At 58.3% G+C, this 17,946-nt stretch carries 17 protein-coding genes; 12 read left to right on the top strand and 5 right to left on the bottom strand.

Going from position 1 to position 17,946, the window contains the following annotated elements; translation table 11 throughout:
- Positions 1 to 79 precede the first annotated feature (79 nt).
- Positions 80 to 1,165 (top strand): inositol-3-phosphate synthase, encoded by a 1,086-nt coding sequence (locus ACQQCD_RS00405; protein WP_430266414.1) that lies wholly within the window; start codon positions 80 to 82, stop codon positions 1,163 to 1,165.
- Positions 1,166 to 1,260: 95 nt separating this feature from the next.
- Here ACQQCD_RS00405 and ACQQCD_RS00410 read toward each other — a convergent pair whose 3' ends face one another.
- Together ACQQCD_RS00410 and mshA are read right to left on the bottom strand one after the other, a co-directional pair.
- Positions 1,261 to 2,988: a formate--tetrahydrofolate ligase gene (locus ACQQCD_RS00410; RefSeq protein ID WP_430266415.1), complete on the bottom strand. Its 1,728-nt coding sequence runs from the start codon at positions 2,986 to 2,988 to the stop codon at positions 1,261 to 1,263.
- Positions 2,989 to 3,006: 18 nt separating this feature from the next.
- Positions 3,007 to 4,248, bottom strand: coding sequence for a D-inositol-3-phosphate glycosyltransferase (mshA, locus tag ACQQCD_RS00415; protein ID WP_430266416.1), 1,242 nt, complete (start codon positions 4,246 to 4,248; stop codon positions 3,007 to 3,009).
- Between the two features lie 96 nt (positions 4,249 to 4,344).
- Here mshA and alr point away from each other — a divergent pair, with 96 nt between their 5' ends.
- From alr to ACQQCD_RS00445, 6 genes are read left to right on the top strand one after another with little or no spacing between them, the layout of a single operon-like run.
- Entirely contained in the window at positions 4,345 to 5,565 is a 1,221-nt protein-coding gene (alr, locus tag ACQQCD_RS00420) for an alanine racemase (protein WP_430266417.1), read from the top strand.
- A 14-nt stretch (positions 5,566 to 5,579) separates the two neighbouring features.
- Positions 5,580 to 6,185 (top strand): tRNA (adenosine(37)-N6)-threonylcarbamoyltransferase complex ATPase subunit type 1 TsaE, encoded by a 606-nt coding sequence (gene tsaE / locus ACQQCD_RS00425; RefSeq protein WP_430266721.1) that lies wholly within the window; start codon positions 5,580 to 5,582, stop codon positions 6,183 to 6,185.
- 1 nt (position 6,186) lies between these two features.
- Positions 6,187 to 6,858: a tRNA (adenosine(37)-N6)-threonylcarbamoyltransferase complex dimerization subunit type 1 TsaB gene (gene tsaB / locus ACQQCD_RS00430; protein ID WP_430266418.1), complete on the top strand. Its 672-nt coding sequence runs from the start codon at positions 6,187 to 6,189 to the stop codon at positions 6,856 to 6,858.
- Positions 6,859 to 6,878: 20 nt separating this feature from the next.
- Positions 6,879 to 7,343: a ribosomal protein S18-alanine N-acetyltransferase gene (rimI, locus tag ACQQCD_RS00435; protein ID WP_430266722.1), complete on the top strand. Its 465-nt coding sequence runs from the start codon at positions 6,879 to 6,881 to the stop codon at positions 7,341 to 7,343.
- On the top strand, positions 7,340 to 8,419 hold the full coding sequence (tsaD, locus tag ACQQCD_RS00440; protein WP_430266419.1) for a tRNA (adenosine(37)-N6)-threonylcarbamoyltransferase complex transferase subunit TsaD: 1,080 nt from the start codon (positions 7,340 to 7,342) through the stop codon (positions 8,417 to 8,419). The genes rimI and tsaD overlap by 4 nt, the downstream gene beginning before the upstream one ends.
- A 4-nt stretch (positions 8,420 to 8,423) precedes the next feature.
- On the top strand, positions 8,424 to 9,215 hold the full coding sequence (locus tag ACQQCD_RS00445; protein WP_430266420.1) for a hypothetical protein: 792 nt from the start codon (positions 8,424 to 8,426) through the stop codon (positions 9,213 to 9,215).
- Here ACQQCD_RS00445 and ACQQCD_RS00450 read toward each other — a convergent pair.
- Complete coding sequence (locus tag ACQQCD_RS00450; protein ID WP_430266421.1) at positions 9,212 to 10,366, bottom strand: glutamate--cysteine ligase; 1,155 nt, start codon at positions 10,364 to 10,366, stop codon at positions 9,212 to 9,214. The genes ACQQCD_RS00445 and ACQQCD_RS00450 overlap by 4 nt on opposite strands.
- A 71-nt stretch (positions 10,367 to 10,437) precedes the next feature.
- Here ACQQCD_RS00450 and ACQQCD_RS00455 point away from each other — a divergent pair, with 71 nt between their 5' ends.
- Both ACQQCD_RS00455 and ACQQCD_RS00460 read left to right on the top strand, forming a co-directional pair.
- Positions 10,438 to 12,180 (top strand): glycoside hydrolase family 3 protein, encoded by a 1,743-nt coding sequence (locus ACQQCD_RS00455; protein WP_430266422.1) that lies wholly within the window; start codon positions 10,438 to 10,440, stop codon positions 12,178 to 12,180.
- Between the two features lie 28 nt (positions 12,181 to 12,208).
- Complete coding sequence (locus tag ACQQCD_RS00460) at positions 12,209 to 13,027, top strand: shikimate 5-dehydrogenase (RefSeq protein ID WP_430266423.1); 819 nt, start codon at positions 12,209 to 12,211, stop codon at positions 13,025 to 13,027.
- On the opposite strand, the gene ACQQCD_RS00465 is transcribed toward ACQQCD_RS00460, so the two are convergent.
- Positions 13,024 to 14,292, bottom strand: coding sequence for a THUMP-like domain-containing protein (locus ACQQCD_RS00465; protein WP_430266424.1), 1,269 nt, complete (start codon positions 14,290 to 14,292; stop codon positions 13,024 to 13,026). The genes ACQQCD_RS00460 and ACQQCD_RS00465 overlap by 4 nt on opposite strands.
- A 76-nt stretch (positions 14,293 to 14,368) precedes the next feature.
- Here ACQQCD_RS00465 and ACQQCD_RS00470 point away from each other — a divergent pair, with 76 nt between their 5' ends.
- From ACQQCD_RS00470 to groL, 3 genes are all read left to right on the top strand, one after another.
- Entirely contained in the window at positions 14,369 to 14,749 is a 381-nt protein-coding gene (locus tag ACQQCD_RS00470; protein ID WP_430266425.1) for a hypothetical protein, read from the top strand.
- Positions 14,750 to 14,927: 178 nt separating this feature from the next.
- Positions 14,928 to 15,224: a co-chaperone GroES gene (gene groES / locus ACQQCD_RS00475; protein ID WP_430266426.1), complete on the top strand. Its 297-nt coding sequence runs from the start codon at positions 14,928 to 14,930 to the stop codon at positions 15,222 to 15,224.
- A 98-nt stretch (positions 15,225 to 15,322) separates the two neighbouring features.
- Complete coding sequence (gene groL, locus ACQQCD_RS00480) at positions 15,323 to 16,930, top strand: chaperonin GroEL (RefSeq protein ID WP_430266427.1); 1,608 nt, start codon at positions 15,323 to 15,325, stop codon at positions 16,928 to 16,930.
- 27 nt (positions 16,931 to 16,957) lie between these two features.
- Here groL and ACQQCD_RS00485 read toward each other — a convergent pair whose 3' ends face one another.
- On the bottom strand, positions 16,958 to 17,893 hold the full coding sequence (locus ACQQCD_RS00485) for a DUF389 domain-containing protein (protein ID WP_430266428.1): 936 nt from the start codon (positions 17,891 to 17,893) through the stop codon (positions 16,958 to 16,960).
- Between the last annotated feature and the right edge of the window lie 53 nt (positions 17,894 to 17,946).

Below are 17,946 nucleotides of genomic sequence, written 5' to 3' on the forward strand. Positions count from 1 at the left end.
CGTTTTGGCACGTGGGCCGCCAAGCCGTCGTACATTTCGACCGGTTCGCAGGCGGTGTGGTGAGTAAATAAGGAGTTCCGTGTCTTCAAATCCGATTCGTGTTGCACTCGTTGGTGTAGGAAACTGCGCCGCCTCTTTGGTCCAGGGTGTTGAGTACTACAAAGATGCTGATCCCCAAGGCACCATTCCGGGTTTGATGCACGTTGAGTTTGGTAAGTACCACGTTAACGATGTGCAGTTTGTTGCCGCATTTGATGTTGACAGCAAAAAGGTTGGCCTCGACTTGGCCGACGCCATTGGTGCGAGCGAAAACAACACCATCAAAATTGCTGATGTCCCTGCATCTGGTGTCACCGTTCAGCGTGGCCACACCCTCGATGGCCTTGGTAAGTACTACCGCGAAACCATCGTTGAAGCCCCGGACGAGCCAGTAGACATCGTCGCTGCCCTGCGCGAAGCCAAAGCTGACGTTTTGGTTTGCTACTTGCCCGTTGGATCTGAACAGGCCGCAAAGTTCTACGCACAGTGTGCTATTGACGCTGGTGTGGCCTTCGTTAACGCCCTTCCGGTATTTATTGCTGGCACCAAAGAATGGGCCGACAAGTTCACCGAAGCCGGTGTCCCGATTGTTGGTGACGACATCAAGAGCCAGATTGGTGCAACCATCACGCACCGCGTTATGGCCAAGTTGTTCGAAGACCGCGGTGTGACACTGGACCGTACGTACCAGTTGAACGTCGGTGGCAACATGGACTTCAAGAACATGCTTGAGCGTGATCGTCTGATGTCCAAAAAGATTTCCAAGACACAGGCTGTGACCTCCAACATTGAGGCCGAGCTTCACGCAGACGACGTGCACATTGGTCCGTCCGACTACGTTGCCTGGTTGGACGACCGCAAGTGGGCCTTTGTCCGCATCGAAGGCCGCAACTTCGGTGACGCACCGGTGTCCATTGAATACAAGCTCGAAGTATGGGACTCACCCAACTCTGCTGGTGTGATCATCGACGCCATTCGTGCAGCCAAAATCGGTTTGGACCGCGGCATCGGTGGACCGTTGACCTCGGCATCCAGCTACTTTATGAAGTCCCCGCCAGAGCAGTTCAACGATGACCTGGCCCGCGAAAAGGTTGAAGCATTTATTCGCGGAGATATCGAGCGCTAAACCCGCCTCTGACCCGTACTGTTTAGCGCAACGCGGGGTCACTTACGGCCCATAATCCCGTCTGGGAGAGGCCGTAAGTGACCCCGCGTTGGCGTTTAAAAGAGGCCGGTGATAGTGCCGTCGGCGGAGACATCCATCCGCATCGCGGCAGGGGCCTTGGGCAGACCGGGCATGGTCATCACTGCACCGGTGAGGACCACAATAAAGCCTGCCCCGGTTTTGGGGATGAGGTCACGCACGTGCACGGTAAATCCGGACGGAGACCCCAGCTTGGCAGGGTCGTCGCTGAAGGAATACTGCGTTTTGGCCATACAAACCGGCATGTTGCCCCAGCCGTTGCGCTCAATTTCCGCGAGCCGAAGTAGTGCGGGGACAGAGAATTCCACGTCTTTGGCGCCATATATTTCCTGAACGATCCTCCGGATTTTCTCCTCCACAGGAAGATCAAGCGGGTACAAGTGTTGAAAGTCAGATTCCCGGTCTAAAGCGGCCAGGACTTTGACAGCCAGCTCGTCACCGCCATCACGGCCGCCGCCCTCGCCCCAAACGTCGGCGACGGCAGCTTCGATCCCCTCCGCAGCGCACCAATCCAGCAGCCACTCGAGTTCCTCAGGGGAGTCGTTGCTGAACTTGTTGATCGCCACTACAGGGTGCACACCAAACTTCTCGACGTTTCGCACGTGCCGCTTGAGGTTTGCAACACCGAAACTCAGCGCCTCGACGTCGGGCACGGAAAGCTTTTCTGCGGGCACGCCGGCGTGCATTTTCAGGGCCCGGATGGTTGCCACAATAACGACGGCGGATGGCGCCACTTCAGCGAATCTTGACTTGATGTCCATGTACTTTTCAGCACCCAAGTCGGCGCCGAAACCCGCCTCAGTGACCACAACGTCCGCCAAAGCGCGGGCCGTGGTGGTGGCGATGACCGAGTTGCAACCATGGGCGATGTTAGCGAAAGGCCCGCCATGAACAAGTGCGGGTGTGCCAGCAATAGTCTGGACTAGATTCGGTTTGATGGCCTCGCGTAAAAGCATGGCAAGGGCGCCTTCCACACCAAGGTCAGCCACTGTCACTGGTGTCCGGTCATAGCGGTAACCAAAAGTGATCCGGCCTAAGCGTGCCTTCAAGTCTTCAAGACTTTCAGCCAAACAAAAGACCGCCATAATTTCTGAGGAAGCAGTGATATCAAAACCGTCTTGACGAGGCACACCCTGGGTGGGTCCGCCCAACCCAATCACTACCTCCCGAAGCGTGCGATCGTTGATGTCCAGCACCCGTTTGAAGGTCATCCTGCGCGGATCGATGCCCAGCTCATTGCCCTGGTAGATGTGGTTGTCCACGAGTGCCATCAGCGCATTATTGGCCGCAGTGATCGCATGAAAGTCGCCCGTGAAATGCAGGTTGATCTGGTCCATGGGCAGCACTTGGGAATATCCGCCACCGGTAGCGCCGCCTTTCATCCCCAAGATTGGCCCAAGCGATGGCTCGCGAAGAGCGATCATGGTTTTGTGCCCCGCTTTGGCGAGCGAATCAGCCAATCCCACCGTGATGGTCGATTTACCTTCACCAGCCGGTGTGGGAGACATGGCAGAGACCAGGACTACCTTGCCGCGTTTGCCTGCCCGGTCCGTTGAAGGGGTTAGCTGGGCGGGATTTATCTTGGCTTTATGCGGACCGTACAGTTCTAGCGCATCCAGGTTAATACCTGCCTCTTGGGCGATCTCTTGGATAGGCCTGATGGTGGCGGCCTGGGCGATTTGCAGATCGTTGAGCACTTCAGACGTCCTTGTCTTTGGTGTCGAGGTCCTCGGTGTTGGGGTCATCGAAGTTCGGTGCCGCGGCTAGGGGAACGATCTCCACTGGCTCAAAGCGGCACTATAACTGTGCTCCACGCTAGCCGCTGAATGCTGCCACCCAAAGGACTGTGCGTACAAGGAAGCAGCGCGCCCCAAATCCCCGCGCGTTTGCTCGTCGTCGTATAACGCCTCCATGGCTTGCGCCCACGCCGCCGGCTGGTGCCCGTCCACCAATAGTCCTGTCCGGCCGTCGCAGACAGCGTTGCTCAGCCCACCGACTCGGGTAGCAATCACCGGCGTGCCACACGCTTGCGCCTCCAAGGCCACCAAACCAAAGGACTCACTAAATGACGGCATCGCCACCAAGTCCGCCGCACGGAACCAATCGGCCAGCTCTTGGCGCGGAACCGGCGGGACAAAAGTGACGGCGTCGAGCACGTTGTGGCGCTTGGCAATGACGTCAAGATCGTAATGACGGGCGCCGCTGTGTGCACCAATCAGGGACAAGCGCAAAGGAATACCCGGCCGCGTTTCACGCAGTAATCCAGCCGCGGCAAGCAGCACATGTGGGCCTTTGAGGCGTTGCATTCGTCCAGCGAACACCACATGAAAATCATTGGAGGGGATTCCGACGGCGGCCCGCGACTGGGCGCGGAATGCTGGCTTAAACACATCCAAGTCAACGCCGGGGGAGACCACATCGATCCGTTCGGGCCGGGCGTTGTAGTGCGTTTGCAGCTCGCTGGCCTCAGCGGTGGTGTTGGCGATCAGGCGTGCAGCGGCGTCAACAATGCGCTGCTCACCTAGCTCGCGCAGTTTGGGTTCCGCCGCCTCGCCAGAATGTAAGTGTTGATTTTTGACCTTAGCCATGGTGTGCATTGTGTGAACCAAAGGCACGTCCCACCGGGTGGATAATTCAAGGCCAGCAATTCCAGAGAGCCAGTAGTGGGCGTGGATGAGGTCATAATGCCCGTGAGGTTGTGCGAGTTTGATCGCATCAATTTCATTGACCATGGCGTTGACCAATTCAGGCAGGTCTTCTTTGGGAATTTTTCGGCGCGGTCCGGCCTGGACATTGTGGACACAAACTCCGGGTGCAGGATGCTCCACCAACGGTTGGGTCGGGTAAGTGGCGCGGGTAAAAATTTCCACTTCGGTTCCGCGCGCAGCCAGCGCCCCGGCTAGGGAACGGACGTAGACGTTCATGCCACCGGCGTCCCCGGAACCAGGTTGTTCCAAGGGTGATGTGTGCAGCGAGAGGAAGGCGACGCGGCGCAGCGGTGGCATGGGCGTCCCTTCTGAAGAGGCTCGAATCTAGGCTGAACACTGCAGAAAACACTACTCCTTCACACGCGCTCGGCGGGCTCCTACTAGACTTGATAAGTGACTTCTCTTGCCTCAACCGGACCGCTATCATCGCTACCCGAGCGGGCGGCCGTTATTGACCTCGCAGCGATCCGTCACAACGTCACACGATTAGCTGCAATGGTGTCGCCAGCCAAGGTGATGGCAGTGGTGAAAGCTGACGGCTATGGGCATGGCGCAATTCAGGTGGCTAGGGCAGCCCTTGAAGCTGGTGCCCACTGGCTGGGAACAGCTCACATTTCCGAGGCGCTCGCCTTGCGCGCGGCGGGTATTGAAGCGCCCCTGCTTGCATGGTTACACACCCCGGATAGTGATTTTGATGCCGCCTTGGAGGCTGGCATTGACCTCGGCGCTTCGGGCTGGGAGTTGGCCCCCATTGTTGAAGCCGCACACAGGACGCAACGTCCTGCTCGGGTGCACCTGAAGATTGATACGGGTCTTGGCCGCAACGGTTCCACCGCAGCAGCGTGGGACGAATTTGTCGGTGAGGCGGTTGAGTACCAAGACGAAGGACTCCTGCGTGTGGTGGGAATCTTCACTCACCTTGCCGTAGCCGATGAGCCTGACCGTCCGGAAACTGATGAGCAACTCGCCCGTTTCCGTGAAGCCGTGGCCGTGGCCAAGGACGCCGGAATTGACCCCGAAGTCCGCCACGTGGCGAACACTCCAGCGGCACTTTCGCGCCCAGATGCGCACTTTGACATGGTTCGACTGGGCATTGGTATCTACGGGCTTTCCCCTTTTGCGCACCACAGCTCAGCAGATCTTGGCTTAATTCCGGCCATGACCTTGCGGACGCTGGTGGCTAATTGCAAAGACGTTCCGGCCGGTCAGGGCGTGTCCTACGGGCTGAATTACGCAACGCAAGCTGCAAGCACTCTCGCCTTGGTTCCACTGGGCTATGCGGACGGTGTGCCCCGCGTAGCAACAGGTGGGCCAGTGCGAATCAACGGCGTTACCCACTCTGTGGTGGGTCGAATCGCCATGGATCAAATGGTGGTTGACCTAGGCGAACGTCCCGCGGAGTCATTGGCCACGGAGTCTTTGGTAGGTGCCGAAGCAGTCCTCTTTGGTACAGGGCACGACGGCGGACCAACCGTTGACGACTGGGCGCTCGCCGCCGGGACCATCAACTATGAGGTGGTCACCAGGATTAGTCCGCGCGTTCCGCGCGTGTACCTCCACGAGGATGTGGCGGCGGTTCAGGCACTGACCCAGTCAGGTGGAGAAGTTCTTTGACAACTAAAGATCCTATGACTACCGACGGCAACTGGCAGCGGCACTACCACTCGTCGTCGTCCGCGCAGACTCAAGCGTTTGCCGCTCAACTTGGCACGATCCTCGAAGCCGGTGACTTGTTGGTTCTCAGCGGTGAACTCGGTGCAGGCAAAACAACATTCACTCAAGGACTTGGCGAAGGTCTAGGCGTTCGGCCCGGGATCATTTCACCCACTTTTGTGTTGGTCCGGGTGCATCCCAATCTTGCTGATGGGCCCCGGCCCGGCGGTCCAGATTTGGTCCACGTAGATGCGTACCGGCTGGCTTCGGCGGCTGAAATTGATGACATTGACCTTGAAAACACCATGGATTCTGCAGTCACCGTGGTGGAGTGGGGGCAAGATCGGGTGGAACACTTGGCCGCAAGTCGTTTGGAAATTCATCTTCAACGCGCTGGAGGTGGCGAGGCTGCGGATCCACGTGTGTGGGACTTTGATCCCGAAGACGACGACGAACCCCGGGAAATTTGGCTCACAGCCATCGGTCCGCGCTGGGAATCCGGCCGCGGCCGAGAACACCTCGAGGCACTGAACTTCAACGAAACTTTAGCCCCGCGCACCGTTGCGGAAGGACCTGAATAGAATGCTCATTTTGGCGATAGACACCTCCGCGGTGGCCAGTGCCGCCTTGATAGAGGACTCGGCGCTCGAAGCCGTGGTGGGCAGTTTTTCCACGGAGGACACTAGAAGCCATGCGGAAGTTTTAGCCCCCGGAATCCACACGATGATGGCTCAAGCCGGCGTCAGCGGAGAAGATCTGGACGCGATAGTTACCGGTGTGGGGCCGGGCCCATTCACCGGCTTGCGCTCCGGCATTGCTACAGCAAGGACTCTCGCTTATGCCTGGAACAAGCCGCTTCATGGTGTGATGAGCTTGGACGCGCTGGCCCTAGAAGTGGCGGAATCTGCGCACACACCAGTGGAGTTCTTGGTGGCAACGGATGCTCGGCGAAAAGAAGTTTACTGGGCAAGGTATGGCCTTAGCGACGGTCAACTGCCGGTGCTGCTGGACGGTCCGCACGTTTCAGCAGCCGCTGCGCTGCCAGTCCTTCCGGTGTTCGGCGCCGGAGCCGGGCTGTATTCAGAGGTCCTGAACGTTGGTGCCGTTTTTGATCACGCGCAACCTGACGCCTCGGCTCTGGGACGAGTAGCCATGGCCAGGCTGGTAGCAGGGCAAAAATTGCTCAGCACAGCTCCTTTGTACTTGCGAGAGTCCGATGCTCAGGTGCCCGGGCCTAGGAAGCGTGCGCTGTGAGCGCGGCACTATTGCGCACCATGACCGTGGAGGACATCCCGGCCGTTGATGCACTAGAGCAGTCGCTTTTTCCCGACGATGCGTGGCCGCTGCAAATGTTTTATGACGAACTGGCCCAAACGGCTACCCGCCACTATGTGGTTGCTGAAATTGATTCAGTGGTGGTGGGCTATGCGGGGCTGATGTGTATTGAACCCATTGCTGATGTTCAGACCATTGCCGTAGCCAGTGAATATGAAGGTCAGGGTATAGGTTCCAGCCTGTTGACGCTGCTGATCAACGAGGCTATTTCGCGCCGGGCCAAGGATCTTCTTTTGGAAGTTCGGGCTGATAACCCGAGGGCCCAAGCGCTATATACCCGCTTTGGCTTTGAGCAGATTGATATCCGCAAGAAGTATTACCGCGGAGGTATGGACGCCATCATTATGCGCCTTGAGCTGGACAAACCGGCGCAGTCAACGAATCACCAAGGAGCCCAGCAGTGAACCGCGAGCAACCGTTGATTCTGGGAATTGAATCCTCATGTGATGAAACCGGTGTGGGGATTGTTCGTGGCACCACCCTGCTGACCAACACTGTCTCTTCCTCGATGGAAGAGCACGTTCGTTTTGGCGGTGTTATCCCGGAGATAGCCTCACGCGCGCACTTGGACGCTTTTATTCCAACACTAGAGGCGGCCCTAGCTGACGCCGGTGTAACACTGGCCGAAATCGACGCCATCGCTGTAACGGCCGGCCCAGGTCTTGCTGGGGCTCTGATGGTGGGGGTGTGTGCAGCCAAAGCCCTCGCCTTGGCCACAAGCAAACCGCTCTACGCCATCAACCACCTAGTGGCTCACGTTGGTGTGGGGCTCTTGGACAACCAAGTCTTCGCTGGGGGACTGCCAGAAAACCTCGGTGCGCTTTTGGTTTCCGGCGGCCACACCGAAATCTTACGGGTGGGTAGCCTCACCGAAGACGTGCAACTTCTAGGCTCCACCATTGACGACGCCGCGGGCGAAGCCTATGACAAAGTGGCCCGTATCCTCGGCCTGAACTACCCGGGCGGCCCGGCCATTGACGCTTTGGCTAAACAGGGAAATCCCAAGGCCATCCGCTTCCCGCGCGGCCTGAGCCAGCCGAAGTACATGGGAACCGCGGAGGAACCCGGACCGCACCGTTACGACTGGTCATTTAGCGGACTCAAAACCGCTGTGGCACGTTGCGTTGAACAGTTTGAAGCGAACGGTGAGGAACCGCCTCTGGCTGACATCGCTGCCTCTTTCCAAGAAGCGGCAGTGGACATCATCACGTCCAAAGCCGTGCTGGCCTGCCGCGAAAACGGCATCACGTCGCTACTCCTGGGCGGTGGCGTGGCGGCTAATTCGCGGCTACGTGAACTCACAGCCCAGCGGTGCGCCTCAGCCGGGATCACACTTCACGTCCCGCCAATTTCCCTGTGCACGGACAATGGCGCCATGGTGGCAGCCCTCGGTGCACAGCTGGTGATGGCTGGGAAAGAACCCAGTGGCTTGGACTTCGCCCCAGATTCATCCATGCCAGTTACCACCGTCAGCGTCTGAGTCGATGGCTACAGTGAAGCGCAGCGGCGGATTTAATCTCCTGAGCAGTTTGTCCCTCGAAGGGGACGGACACGTTAACGAAGATGCTTGTGGAGTGCGTTGGCCAGCGGCATGGGTGGTGGACGGTGCCACCTCAATGCTGAAAGAACTCGGGTTACCTGGCGCCTCAGATCCGCAGTGGTACGCCCAACAATTGAGCATGCTCCTGGCCCGGCACCATTTGGCAGGTACAGCCCAGCAAATTCTGGCAGCTGCGCTCGCTGACATGGATGTCATTGCCCAAGAACTGGTAGGTGACGAGCACGTTCGGTTCCCCTCCGCCGCCGTGATGGTGGCAGCCGTCCACAACGGTGTTCTCACAGTGGCGAGTCTTGCTGACTGTCAGGGGGTTGTTGAACTTTCAGATGGTTCACGGCACAGCTTGGGTACACCGCTTGTGGATGAATCGCTGAGCCCGGAAGAGCACATTCTTGCCCGCCAGCGGCGCAACACTAGCGATGCTGGTGTGTGGGTTGCCCGGCGTGAGGCAAGCGCCGCGAGCCACGCCCGCATCCAGGAATTCGCTGACGTAAAGCGGCTCATGATGTGCTCTGACGGTGCTTGGCTTGCGGTACAGCGACGCATTGTCAGTGCCGAACAGCTGGCCGTTTTGGCCAGCGATCCCGTCACCGTTTTGGAGCTGACACATCGCTTGCGTTTGGTTCAGCGTAAAGCCGGAGAAAAGGCCGACGACGTCACTTTTCTTTCGCTCGAAATCTCACCGTCGAACGAGGCGAAGCCGGTCGAGGAAAACTAGAGTTCGGGGCCGCCGCGCATTTGCTTGACCAGGTCCAAGACCACGGCCTGAAGATTTCCGCCATTCGCCTCGGCAATTCGGCGCTGGCGTTGGTATCCAGCGCCTCGATCGATGATTTTTTCAACGTCTGAAAGCTCTTGAGCGCAACCCAAACGGGCAGCAATAGGCTCCAAACGGTTGAGTACGTGTTCGCGCAAGTGATCGGTCACAAGCTGTTCGTTGCCGTCGCCGTCGAGAATGATGATCGCGTCCAAACCGTAACGAGCGGCGCGCCATTTATTCTCTTTAACGAACCACCGGGGCATGGCCGGAATGCGCCACCCAGAATCCAAGACGTCGGAGAACTCTTGAACTAAACATTGTGTCAGTGCGGCGATGGCGCCGACTTCCTCGAGCGTAGACAGGCCATCGCAAATCCGCATTTCCACTGTGCCAAGGGCGGGTACGGGGCGGATGTCCCAGCGAATCTCGCTGCCTGCGTCGATCACACCGGTGGTGAACATGTCCTGGACGTAGCTCTCATATTCAGCCCAGGTGTTGAAACGGTACGGGAGTCCGGCAGTGGGTAATTGCTGGAACATCAAAGCGCGCTGGGAAGCGTAGCCGGTGTCCTCGCCGCCCCAAAATGGGCTCGAAGCGGACAATGCCTGGAAGTGCGGTAAGTAGTTGGTGAGCCCGTCCATCACGGGCAGGGCCTTGTCCCGATGGTCAAGACCAACGTGAACGTGCACACCATAGATCACCATTTGCCGGCCCCACCATTGGGTTCGGTCAATGAGTTTGGCGTAGCGCTCTTTGTCAGTGACCGGTTGCAGCTGCGGCGGGCTGAAGGGATGGCTTCCGGCGGAGAAAACTTCTACACCCATGGGATCGGTGACTTCACGCACTGCCGCGAGGGACGCCTCTAAGTCAGCCTTTGCTGTGCCCACGCGGCGGTGCACACCTGTCACCAGCTCCACCGTATTCAGTAACAGCTCTTGTTTGATGTGCGGGTGCTCGTCGTCCTCGTTCAGGGTCGGGTGCTTGGCTGAGACGCCACGCAAAACTTCATTGGCCACGGAAGCGAGTTCACCAGTGGTGGCATCAACCAGAGCAAGTTCCCATTCAATGCCAAGTGTCGATTGGTCCGACTGTGCGAATTCAATCGACATGTGACTCCTAGAGTGGTGCGAGGTGGCTGTGACGGGCGTTTTCATTCTAGTGCAGGCGTAGCCTTGAACTAATGGGCAAGCACCGAGCGTCACTGAGCATCCGCCGGGGTATTACTGTGCTCTCTGCAGCGCTGAGCCTCGGGTTACTCACGGCATGTTGGTCTGCAGCACCGCCAGGTTCAGTGAACTCTGCCGCTACCTCCGCATCTGAGCAGCCCGCCACTTCAAACACCACAGCCACTACCCGGAGCACCATGACGGAAACGCCTACGCCATCAGTGACCACCAATAAGCCCGCACCGGGCGATGCCCCACTGGGCTGGGGTCCAGCAAAAAAGGATTACGACGCCGCTGCTGCCGCCATCTCCCGGATGAGCCTTGAGGAAAAAGCGGGCCAAGTTCTTTTGCCCTACTACAAAGGTCTTGACCCTTCCACTGAACTTGGACTGATCAAGGAACTCCACCTTGCAGGAACCATCATCATGGGGGACAACGTACCGTTGCTATCCGACGGATCAGCAGACGTTGTTGCAGTGAAAAACCTTAATACTGCCTTTACCGAGGCCACGATGTCCGACGGCCGACGCTGGCCAGGGATGATCGGCGTAGACCAAGAAGGCGGGGCAGTAGCAAGACTGCGTGCGCCCCTCACCGAGTGGCCATCTGCTATGAGCTTGGGAGCCTCCGGAAACGTCCAGCTCGCTCGCAACATGGGGCAAGGCATTGCCACCGAACTACGATACTTGGGCTTTAACACAGACTTTGCCCCAGATTCTGACGTAACAATCGGCCCGGCGGACCCGGTGATCGGTGCCCGCTCCATGTCCCAAAACCCCACCCAGGCAGCTGAGCTCAGTACGGCGGTGGCAGAAGGGATTCTCAGCGGAAGTGTGCTTCCCTCAATCAAACACTTCCCGGGGCATGGTTCCGTGACAGTGGATTCACACATCGCACTACCCGTTCAGGACGGTACCCTGGCCCAGCTCCAAGCGCGGGACTTGGTGCCGTTCCAACACGGCATCGACGCAGGATTGCCCATGGTGATGACAGGACACTTGGACGTCAAAGCGGTGGAGTCAGGTGTCCCGGCGTCAGTGTCACCGAAGAACTATCAGCTCTTGCGTAGTCTGGGGTTCAACGGTGTGGCCATTACGGACGCCCTCAATATGGGTGCGCTTCAAAAGCAATATCCCGGTGGATCCGCAGCTGTTGCAGCACTTGCTGCCGGAGCTGACCTCTTGCTGATGCCCGCCGATGTGCGTCTAGCTCATGCGGCCATTGTGCAGAGTGTGGCGGACGGGACCATTCCCCTGTTCCGGCTGAATGAGGCTGCTACCCGGGTAGCCACCATGATGATTTGGCGGGTTCGGGTCGCCTCGCACGGCGCCACTCCCGCCACCGCAGGCAGCCACATGGTTCTCTCGCGGCAAATATCTGCTGCAGGTCTAACAGTGGTTCAGGGACAGTGCGTAGGCAATCAGATTGCCAACGGCATCCAGATCTCCGGGGGTACGCCCCAAGACCGCTCCCGGCTAGCAGATGCTGCTACAGCCGCCGGAATACGAGTAGGTACTGGCCCAATCGTGACGTTGGCCGGTGGAACGGTGCGTTATGCGGAAGGGGACTTTGTGATAGCTCTGGACTCGCCCTGGGTTCTTGCCCCATCCCAGGCAAAGCTCGGCAAAATTGCGCTCTACGGGCGTAGCCCAGGCGCCTTCGCAGCCCTCATTCAGTACCTCAGCGGTCAGGCGAGCGCACCCGGAAAGCTGCCTGCCGCCGTCGGGCCCTATCCGGTGGGCACCGCTTGCAAATAGGAGCAGACGGCACGTCTAGACTTTTGCTATGCCCATCCTGAACAAAGACATGTCCCTGTGCATCTCATTAGCTGCGCGTCCCAGCAACATCGGTACACGCTTTCACAACTATTTGTACGATCTGCTGGGCCTGAACTTTGTTTACAAGGCGTTTGCTCCGGCTGACCTTGCCGCGGCCGTTCAGGGTATTCGCGGGCTGCCGATTCGCGGGGCTGCCGTCTCTATGCCGTACAAGGAAGACGTTATTGCCCTCGTTGATGTGATGGACCCCTCGGCAAGCGCCATTGAATCGGTCAACACCATTGTGAACAACAATGGTGTGCTGACCGCCTACAACACCGACTACATTGCCATTGCGCGGCTTCTGAAAGACCATGCTGTGCCCACGGATTACACAGTGCTAGTTCAAGGTGCCGGAGGTATGGCTAAAGCTGTAGTGGCTGCTCTCAGGGACGCAGGATTCACTAAGGTCACCGTCGTAGCCCGGAACCAAGCCAAAGGAACCGCGCTCGCAGAGCTCTATGGTTTCCAGTGGCGTCAAGCTGTGGGGGATGCGCAAGCTCAGCTGATCATCAACGTCACTCCGCTGGGAATGAATGGCGACGACGCAGCTGTGCAGTCTTTCCCAGATGAAACTATTAGCGCCGCGTCAGTGGTGTTTGATGTGGTGGCCTTGCCCTCGGAAACCCCGCTGATCAAGGCAGCACGTGCTGCCGGGAAAGCGGTGATCACTGGCGCTGAAGTTATTGCGATCCAAGCCGAGGAACAGTTTGTGCTCTACACAGGTGTTCGTCCCACTCCGGAACAGGTCATCGAAGCCAGCGAGTTCTCGCGCCAGCCGGTCTAAGCCGGTTCCACCACAATCGCTAAGCGGTCCTCGCCCACTCGGGTGAGGACCAAGGTGGCAGAAGTTTTTGTGGAGGGCTTGCCAGCTTTTTTGCCCTTATTTTGGCCTGTCAGAAGCTGCCGTCGCAGTTCTTCCGGCGTGACAGCCGTGCCGCGTTTTTTGATGTCCAACACAGTGATGTTGTTTTGGCGCACCCACGCCCGGAGAGCTTTGACGTTGTACGGCATAACCTCTAACACCTTGTAGGCCCTGGCAAACGGAGTGTCCTTCAGCTCCGGTCCACAAATATAGGCAATATGCTCATCGATCAGGTGACCGCCCAGTTGCTCGGCGAGGTCGGTGACAAGACCCGCCCGGATCACAGCGCCGTCGGGTTCGTACAAATAGCCAGCCACAGGACCGAGGCCCACTTCCGGACCAGTACCAAATTCCTCACCACTGCTCATCTCTGCAGCAGGACCGTTTCCCAACAACAACGCTGAGCGGCGAATTCCGGGACGTGCCAAGGTGTTGAACCAGAGGGTTGCCTCCGTGACGTCGCCATTAACTGACACCCATTGCACCTCGCAATTGGCGGGCACCGAATCGTGGGGGAGGCCAGGGCCCATTTTGACGCCCACGGCTTTGCCTTGATCAGCGAGTTTCTCCACAAAAGAAAGTGGCGGAGAGAACTCTTCCGGATCCCACAATCGCTGTGTCCCTGAAGTGGAAGTGGTGCGCCGTGCTGGGTCTAGCCACACGCCGTCGTAATTCTCGAGGGGAACTGATTCGGCGTCCGCATGCAGAACCTCGGCCTGTGGGAACGGCATCAGGTTCATCGTGGTGCACGCGGCAGTAGTTTCATCAATTTCCACGGCAGTTACCGCAATGTCCATTGAGGCAATCGCCATGGAGTCAGCGCCCAAACCGCAGCCCAAGTCAGCAACACGCCGGACACCGGCCTGGGAAAAACGTTGCGCATGCCGGGCAGCCACACTCAACCGTGTGGCCTGCTCCAGGCCAGCCTGAGTGAACAACATACTCGCTGCGAATTCACCGAACTTGCTCTGAGCTTTAGTCCGCAACCGTGATTGGGTGAGCACGGCCGAAACCATCTCGGGGGAGTGCCCAGCTTTCCGTAGACTCGCATTCAGGGCAAACGCATCTGATTCAACGTATGGACCCAGAGAGCCCAACAATTCCCACCCTTCCTCGGTGAGTAAGGGGGCAATGGAATTGGCGGTGTCCTGAGCGGACGTTGCGTTGGGATGAGGAGCGGAAGCCATTCTTCCAGCCTAGTCGCCGTCCCTTCCAAGGCCACACGCGTCAGCACCGGGAGGGGATGGCCGATAGGCTGGGTACATGAGCTCACCCACCATGGATTCACAGCCTGAAACGCCCTCCACCGGACGCCGCCTTGCTGTGCGCTACGGCAGGCCGGTGCTGATCGCAGGTGCGGCAGTCGCCGTCGTATGTATCGCGGTGTTGGTGATTATTTTCTTTCTGGACTTGTTCAACTCAACCGTTTATTCGGTGGGCGGTAAGAGCGTTAACGATGCCACTGATGAGGCGCGTTCCATTCGTGGCGCTTATTCAGGCGTCCGGATCGGCAGCGTTGTGGTCCTGATCTTGTCCTTAATCGCCGTAGCAGCGGGTTCCTGGGGTGTTTACATCGCGCGCAATGAGGCTTCCGATGCCGATGACGACGGCGATGACGTGGACTTCGAGGACCTTGCAGGCTGAATTTTTTGTGAAGAAAATTGGCACTCACCTTGACCGAGTGCTAACCCTTACATAGAGTCGTAATTAGCACTCGGCATGTCTGGGTGCTAACTGCCAGAGCAGCTACCGGCACCGCGACGACGGTTGGCGGCTCAGGCTCCATACGCCAATGAATAACTCATGCAAAGGAGAGGTCCGAGTGTCGGTCTCTATTAAGCCTCTTGAGGATCGTATTGTCATTCGTCAGCTCGAAGCCGAGGTGACCACCGCTTCCGGTCTGGTTATCCCGGATTCCGCTCAGGAAAAGCCGCAGGAAGGCGAAGTTGTCGCCATCGGCCCCGGTCGCGTTGACGACAATGGCAACCGCATCCCCGTCGACGTTGCTGTAGGCGACGTTGTTATCTACTCCAAGTACGGTGGAACTGAAGTGAAGACCGGTGGCGAGGAATACCTCATCTTGTCTTCGCGCGACGTTCTCGCGATCGTCGTAAAGTAACCACCAAACAAGTCCCTGTCTTGCGGAGTGCACAGTGATTGCTTCAGTGCAGTCCTGCACCCGCTGGATGGGGATTTGTCCTTGAAAGGACAAACACCATGGCAAAGCAGCTCGCGTTTAACGACGCAGCACGCCGGGCTCTTGAAGCCGGCATTGATAAGCTCGCCGACACTGTCAAGGTCACCTTGGGCCCGCGCGGCCGCAATGTGGTTCTGGACAAGAAGTGGGGAGCACCCACCATCACCAACGACGGTGTAACGATTGCTCGCGAGATCGAGCTTGACGACCCGTACGAAAACCTTGGCGCACAGCTGGCCAAGGAAGTTGCTACCAAGACCAATGATGTTGCTGGCGACGGCACCACAACGGCCACGGTTCTGGCACAGGCATTCGTCAAGGAAGGTCTGCGCAACGTTGCTGCAGGCGCAGCCCCGGGCGAAATCAAGCGCGGCATCGAAGCTTCTGTTGAAGCTGTTGCTGCTCGCTTGTTGGAAAACGCACGCGAAGTTGAAGGCACCCAGGTGGCTTCGGTAGCTTCAATCTCTGCCCAGAGCGATGAGATCGGCGAATTGCTCGCCGAGGCATTCGGCAAGGTGGGCAAAGATGGCGTTATCACCATCGAAGAGTCCTCCACCACCCAGACCGAGCTGGTCCTCACCGAGGGTATGCAGTTCGACAAGGGCTACTTGTCCCCGTACTTCGTCACCGATGCGGAACGTCAGGAAGCAGTGCTCGAAGACGCACTTATCCTGATTAACCAGGGCAAGATCTCCTCGATTCAGGAATTCCTGCCGCTCTTGGAGAAGGCTCTCCAGGCCGCCAAGCCGCTGTTCATCATTGCCGAAGACATTGAGGGCGAAGCGCTCTCCACGTTGATCGTCAACAAGATCCGCGGCACTTTGAACGTTGTTGCCGTGAAGGCACCGGGCTTCGGCGACCGCCGTAAGGCCATGCTTCAGGACATTGCCACCTTGACCGGTGCGCAGGTTGTTTCCCCTGAGCTGGGCTTGAGCTTGGACCAGGTTGGCCTTGAGGTGTTGGGTACGGCTCGCCGTATCGCTGTCACCAAGGACAACACCACCATCGTTGATGGTGCTGGCACCTCTGAGGACGTTGCCGGGCGTGTAGCCCAGCTCCGTGCAGAGCTGACCCGCACCGATTCCGAATGGGACCGCGAGAAGCTCCAGGAGCGCTTGGCCAAGTTGGCTGGCGGTATTGGTGTCATCAAGGTTGGTGCAGCCACTGAGGTTGAGCTCAAGGAAAAGAAGCACCGCATTGAAGATGCAGTTTCTTCTACCCGCGCTGCCCTTGAAGAAGGCATCGTCTCCGGCGGTGGCTCTGCCCTGATCCATGCACTCAAGGCTCTGGACACGGACCCGTCCGTACTGGCTCTTGAGGGTGATGCGGCTGCTGCTGTAGGAATTGTGCGCCGCGCTCTGGCTCAGCCTTTGCGCTGGATTGCCCAGAACGCTGGCTTCGACGGTTACGTTGTTGTTGCAAAGGTTTCTGAGCAGGAAGCCAACCACGGCTTCAACGCCAAGACCGGCGAGTACGAAGATCTGATCGCTGCCGGCGTTATTGACCCGGTCAAGGTCACCCGTTCGGCTCTGCGCAACGCAGCTTCCATCGCCGCTTTGGTTCTCACTACTGAGACCTTGGTAGCTGAGAAGCCCGCTGACGAAGATCACGCAGGCCACCAGCACTAAGCTGGACTCTGCACCAAAACGCCCCGGTTACTTCGGTGACCGGGGCGTTTTGTGCGCCCGGACAAAACGGTGAAATAACAACACCACAATGCCGGAAATAACTATTCCGGCGAGGTTTAGGGCCAACTGTATGGCTGAGGCGCCAGCTTTTGGTGCGTCACCGAGGACAAGTGCGACGGCGGCAAAGCCTGCGGCGGGCACGGTTGTTACCGAAATAAAAACCCCAACGAGCGCTGACGATTTGCGGCCAATGAGCGACATCATGCCGGCCGCGCCAGCAAGCACGGCAACAATAAACGAGTAAGGCCCAGGATGGTAGATAAATTCGACGGCGCTGCCCTGACTTAATGCGTCGGGCGAATAAATACCCCATGGCCGTGAGATCCATGTGGCCGCTGCTGTCACTAACATCGCGAGCGGGAAGCCTAGTGCTAGGGCCACAACGGCGTTGCGCACCAGAGTCATACGCCGTTCGATCAGCCCCATGGCTAGGGCCGCAAGTGGTCCAAATTCGGGTCCCACCACCATGGCGCCAACTACGGCAATGGTTGAGTTGGTAACAATGCCAATTCCGGCAAGCTGTAGGGCAATGATAAGAAAAACCAAATAACTCCAGCTCAAGCGAGAATCCTCGCCGAGGGATCCCTCCACCTCGTCCCAAATCACGGCGTCCACACCCTCGCCGGGAACTCGTTTTTCCACCTTGTCCGCACGTTTGGACAACACCAACTCGGGCTCGGTGATGGTGACGGCTCCTAGCTCCGGAACGCCCATCGCATGCAAGCGCTGCAAGAGGCGATCGGCCGCTTCGCGCGGGATCAGCACGGTTATAACGTCTCCGGCGGGTATCAACGACGCGCCGGAACTTACGGACAGCCCTGCCGTCCCGGCGAAGGAGCGGCACTCGCGAACTATCGAATCACTGAGCGATTCGGGGGCTGCGATGCGTAATTGGATGGTCACAAAGAACACCATACGGCCGGGCGGATGCGGAACCGCAAGTGGTGTTGGCGCGC

Source organism: Pseudarthrobacter sp. J1763 (assembly GCF_050490295.1).
GTDB lineage: Bacteria > Actinomycetota > Actinomycetes > Actinomycetales > Micrococcaceae > JBNPEO01.

Coding starts and splice junctions, on each gene's coding strand:
- ACQQCD_RS00465 (WP_430266424.1), bottom strand. CDS start 14,292: ATGGCTTCCGCTCCTCATCCCAACGCAACGTCCGCTCAGGACACCGCC.
- ACQQCD_RS00445 (WP_430266420.1), top strand. CDS start 8,424: ATGGCTACAGTGAAGCGCAGCGGCGGATTTAATCTCCTGAGCAGTTTG.
- ACQQCD_RS00470 (WP_430266425.1), top strand. CDS start 14,369: ATGAGCTCACCCACCATGGATTCACAGCCTGAAACGCCCTCCACCGGA.
- tsaB (WP_430266418.1), top strand. CDS start 6,187: ATGCTCATTTTGGCGATAGACACCTCCGCGGTGGCCAGTGCCGCCTTG.
- mshA (WP_430266416.1), bottom strand. CDS start 4,248: ATGCCACCGCTGCGCCGCGTCGCCTTCCTCTCGCTGCACACATCACCC.
- rimI (WP_430266722.1), top strand. CDS start 6,879: ATGACCGTGGAGGACATCCCGGCCGTTGATGCACTAGAGCAGTCGCTT.
- tsaE (WP_430266721.1), top strand. CDS start 5,580: ATGACTACCGACGGCAACTGGCAGCGGCACTACCACTCGTCGTCGTCC.
- groL (WP_430266427.1), top strand. CDS start 15,323: ATGGCAAAGCAGCTCGCGTTTAACGACGCAGCACGCCGGGCTCTTGAA.
- ACQQCD_RS00450 (WP_430266421.1), bottom strand. CDS start 10,366: ATGTCGATTGAATTCGCACAGTCGGACCAATCGACACTTGGCATTGAA.
- ACQQCD_RS00460 (WP_430266423.1), top strand. CDS start 12,209: ATGCCCATCCTGAACAAAGACATGTCCCTGTGCATCTCATTAGCTGCG.
- ACQQCD_RS00410 (WP_430266415.1), bottom strand. CDS start 2,988: ATGACCCCAACACCGAGGACCTCGACACCAAAGACAAGGACGTCTGAA.
- ACQQCD_RS00455 (WP_430266422.1), top strand. CDS start 10,438: ATGGGCAAGCACCGAGCGTCACTGAGCATCCGCCGGGGTATTACTGTG.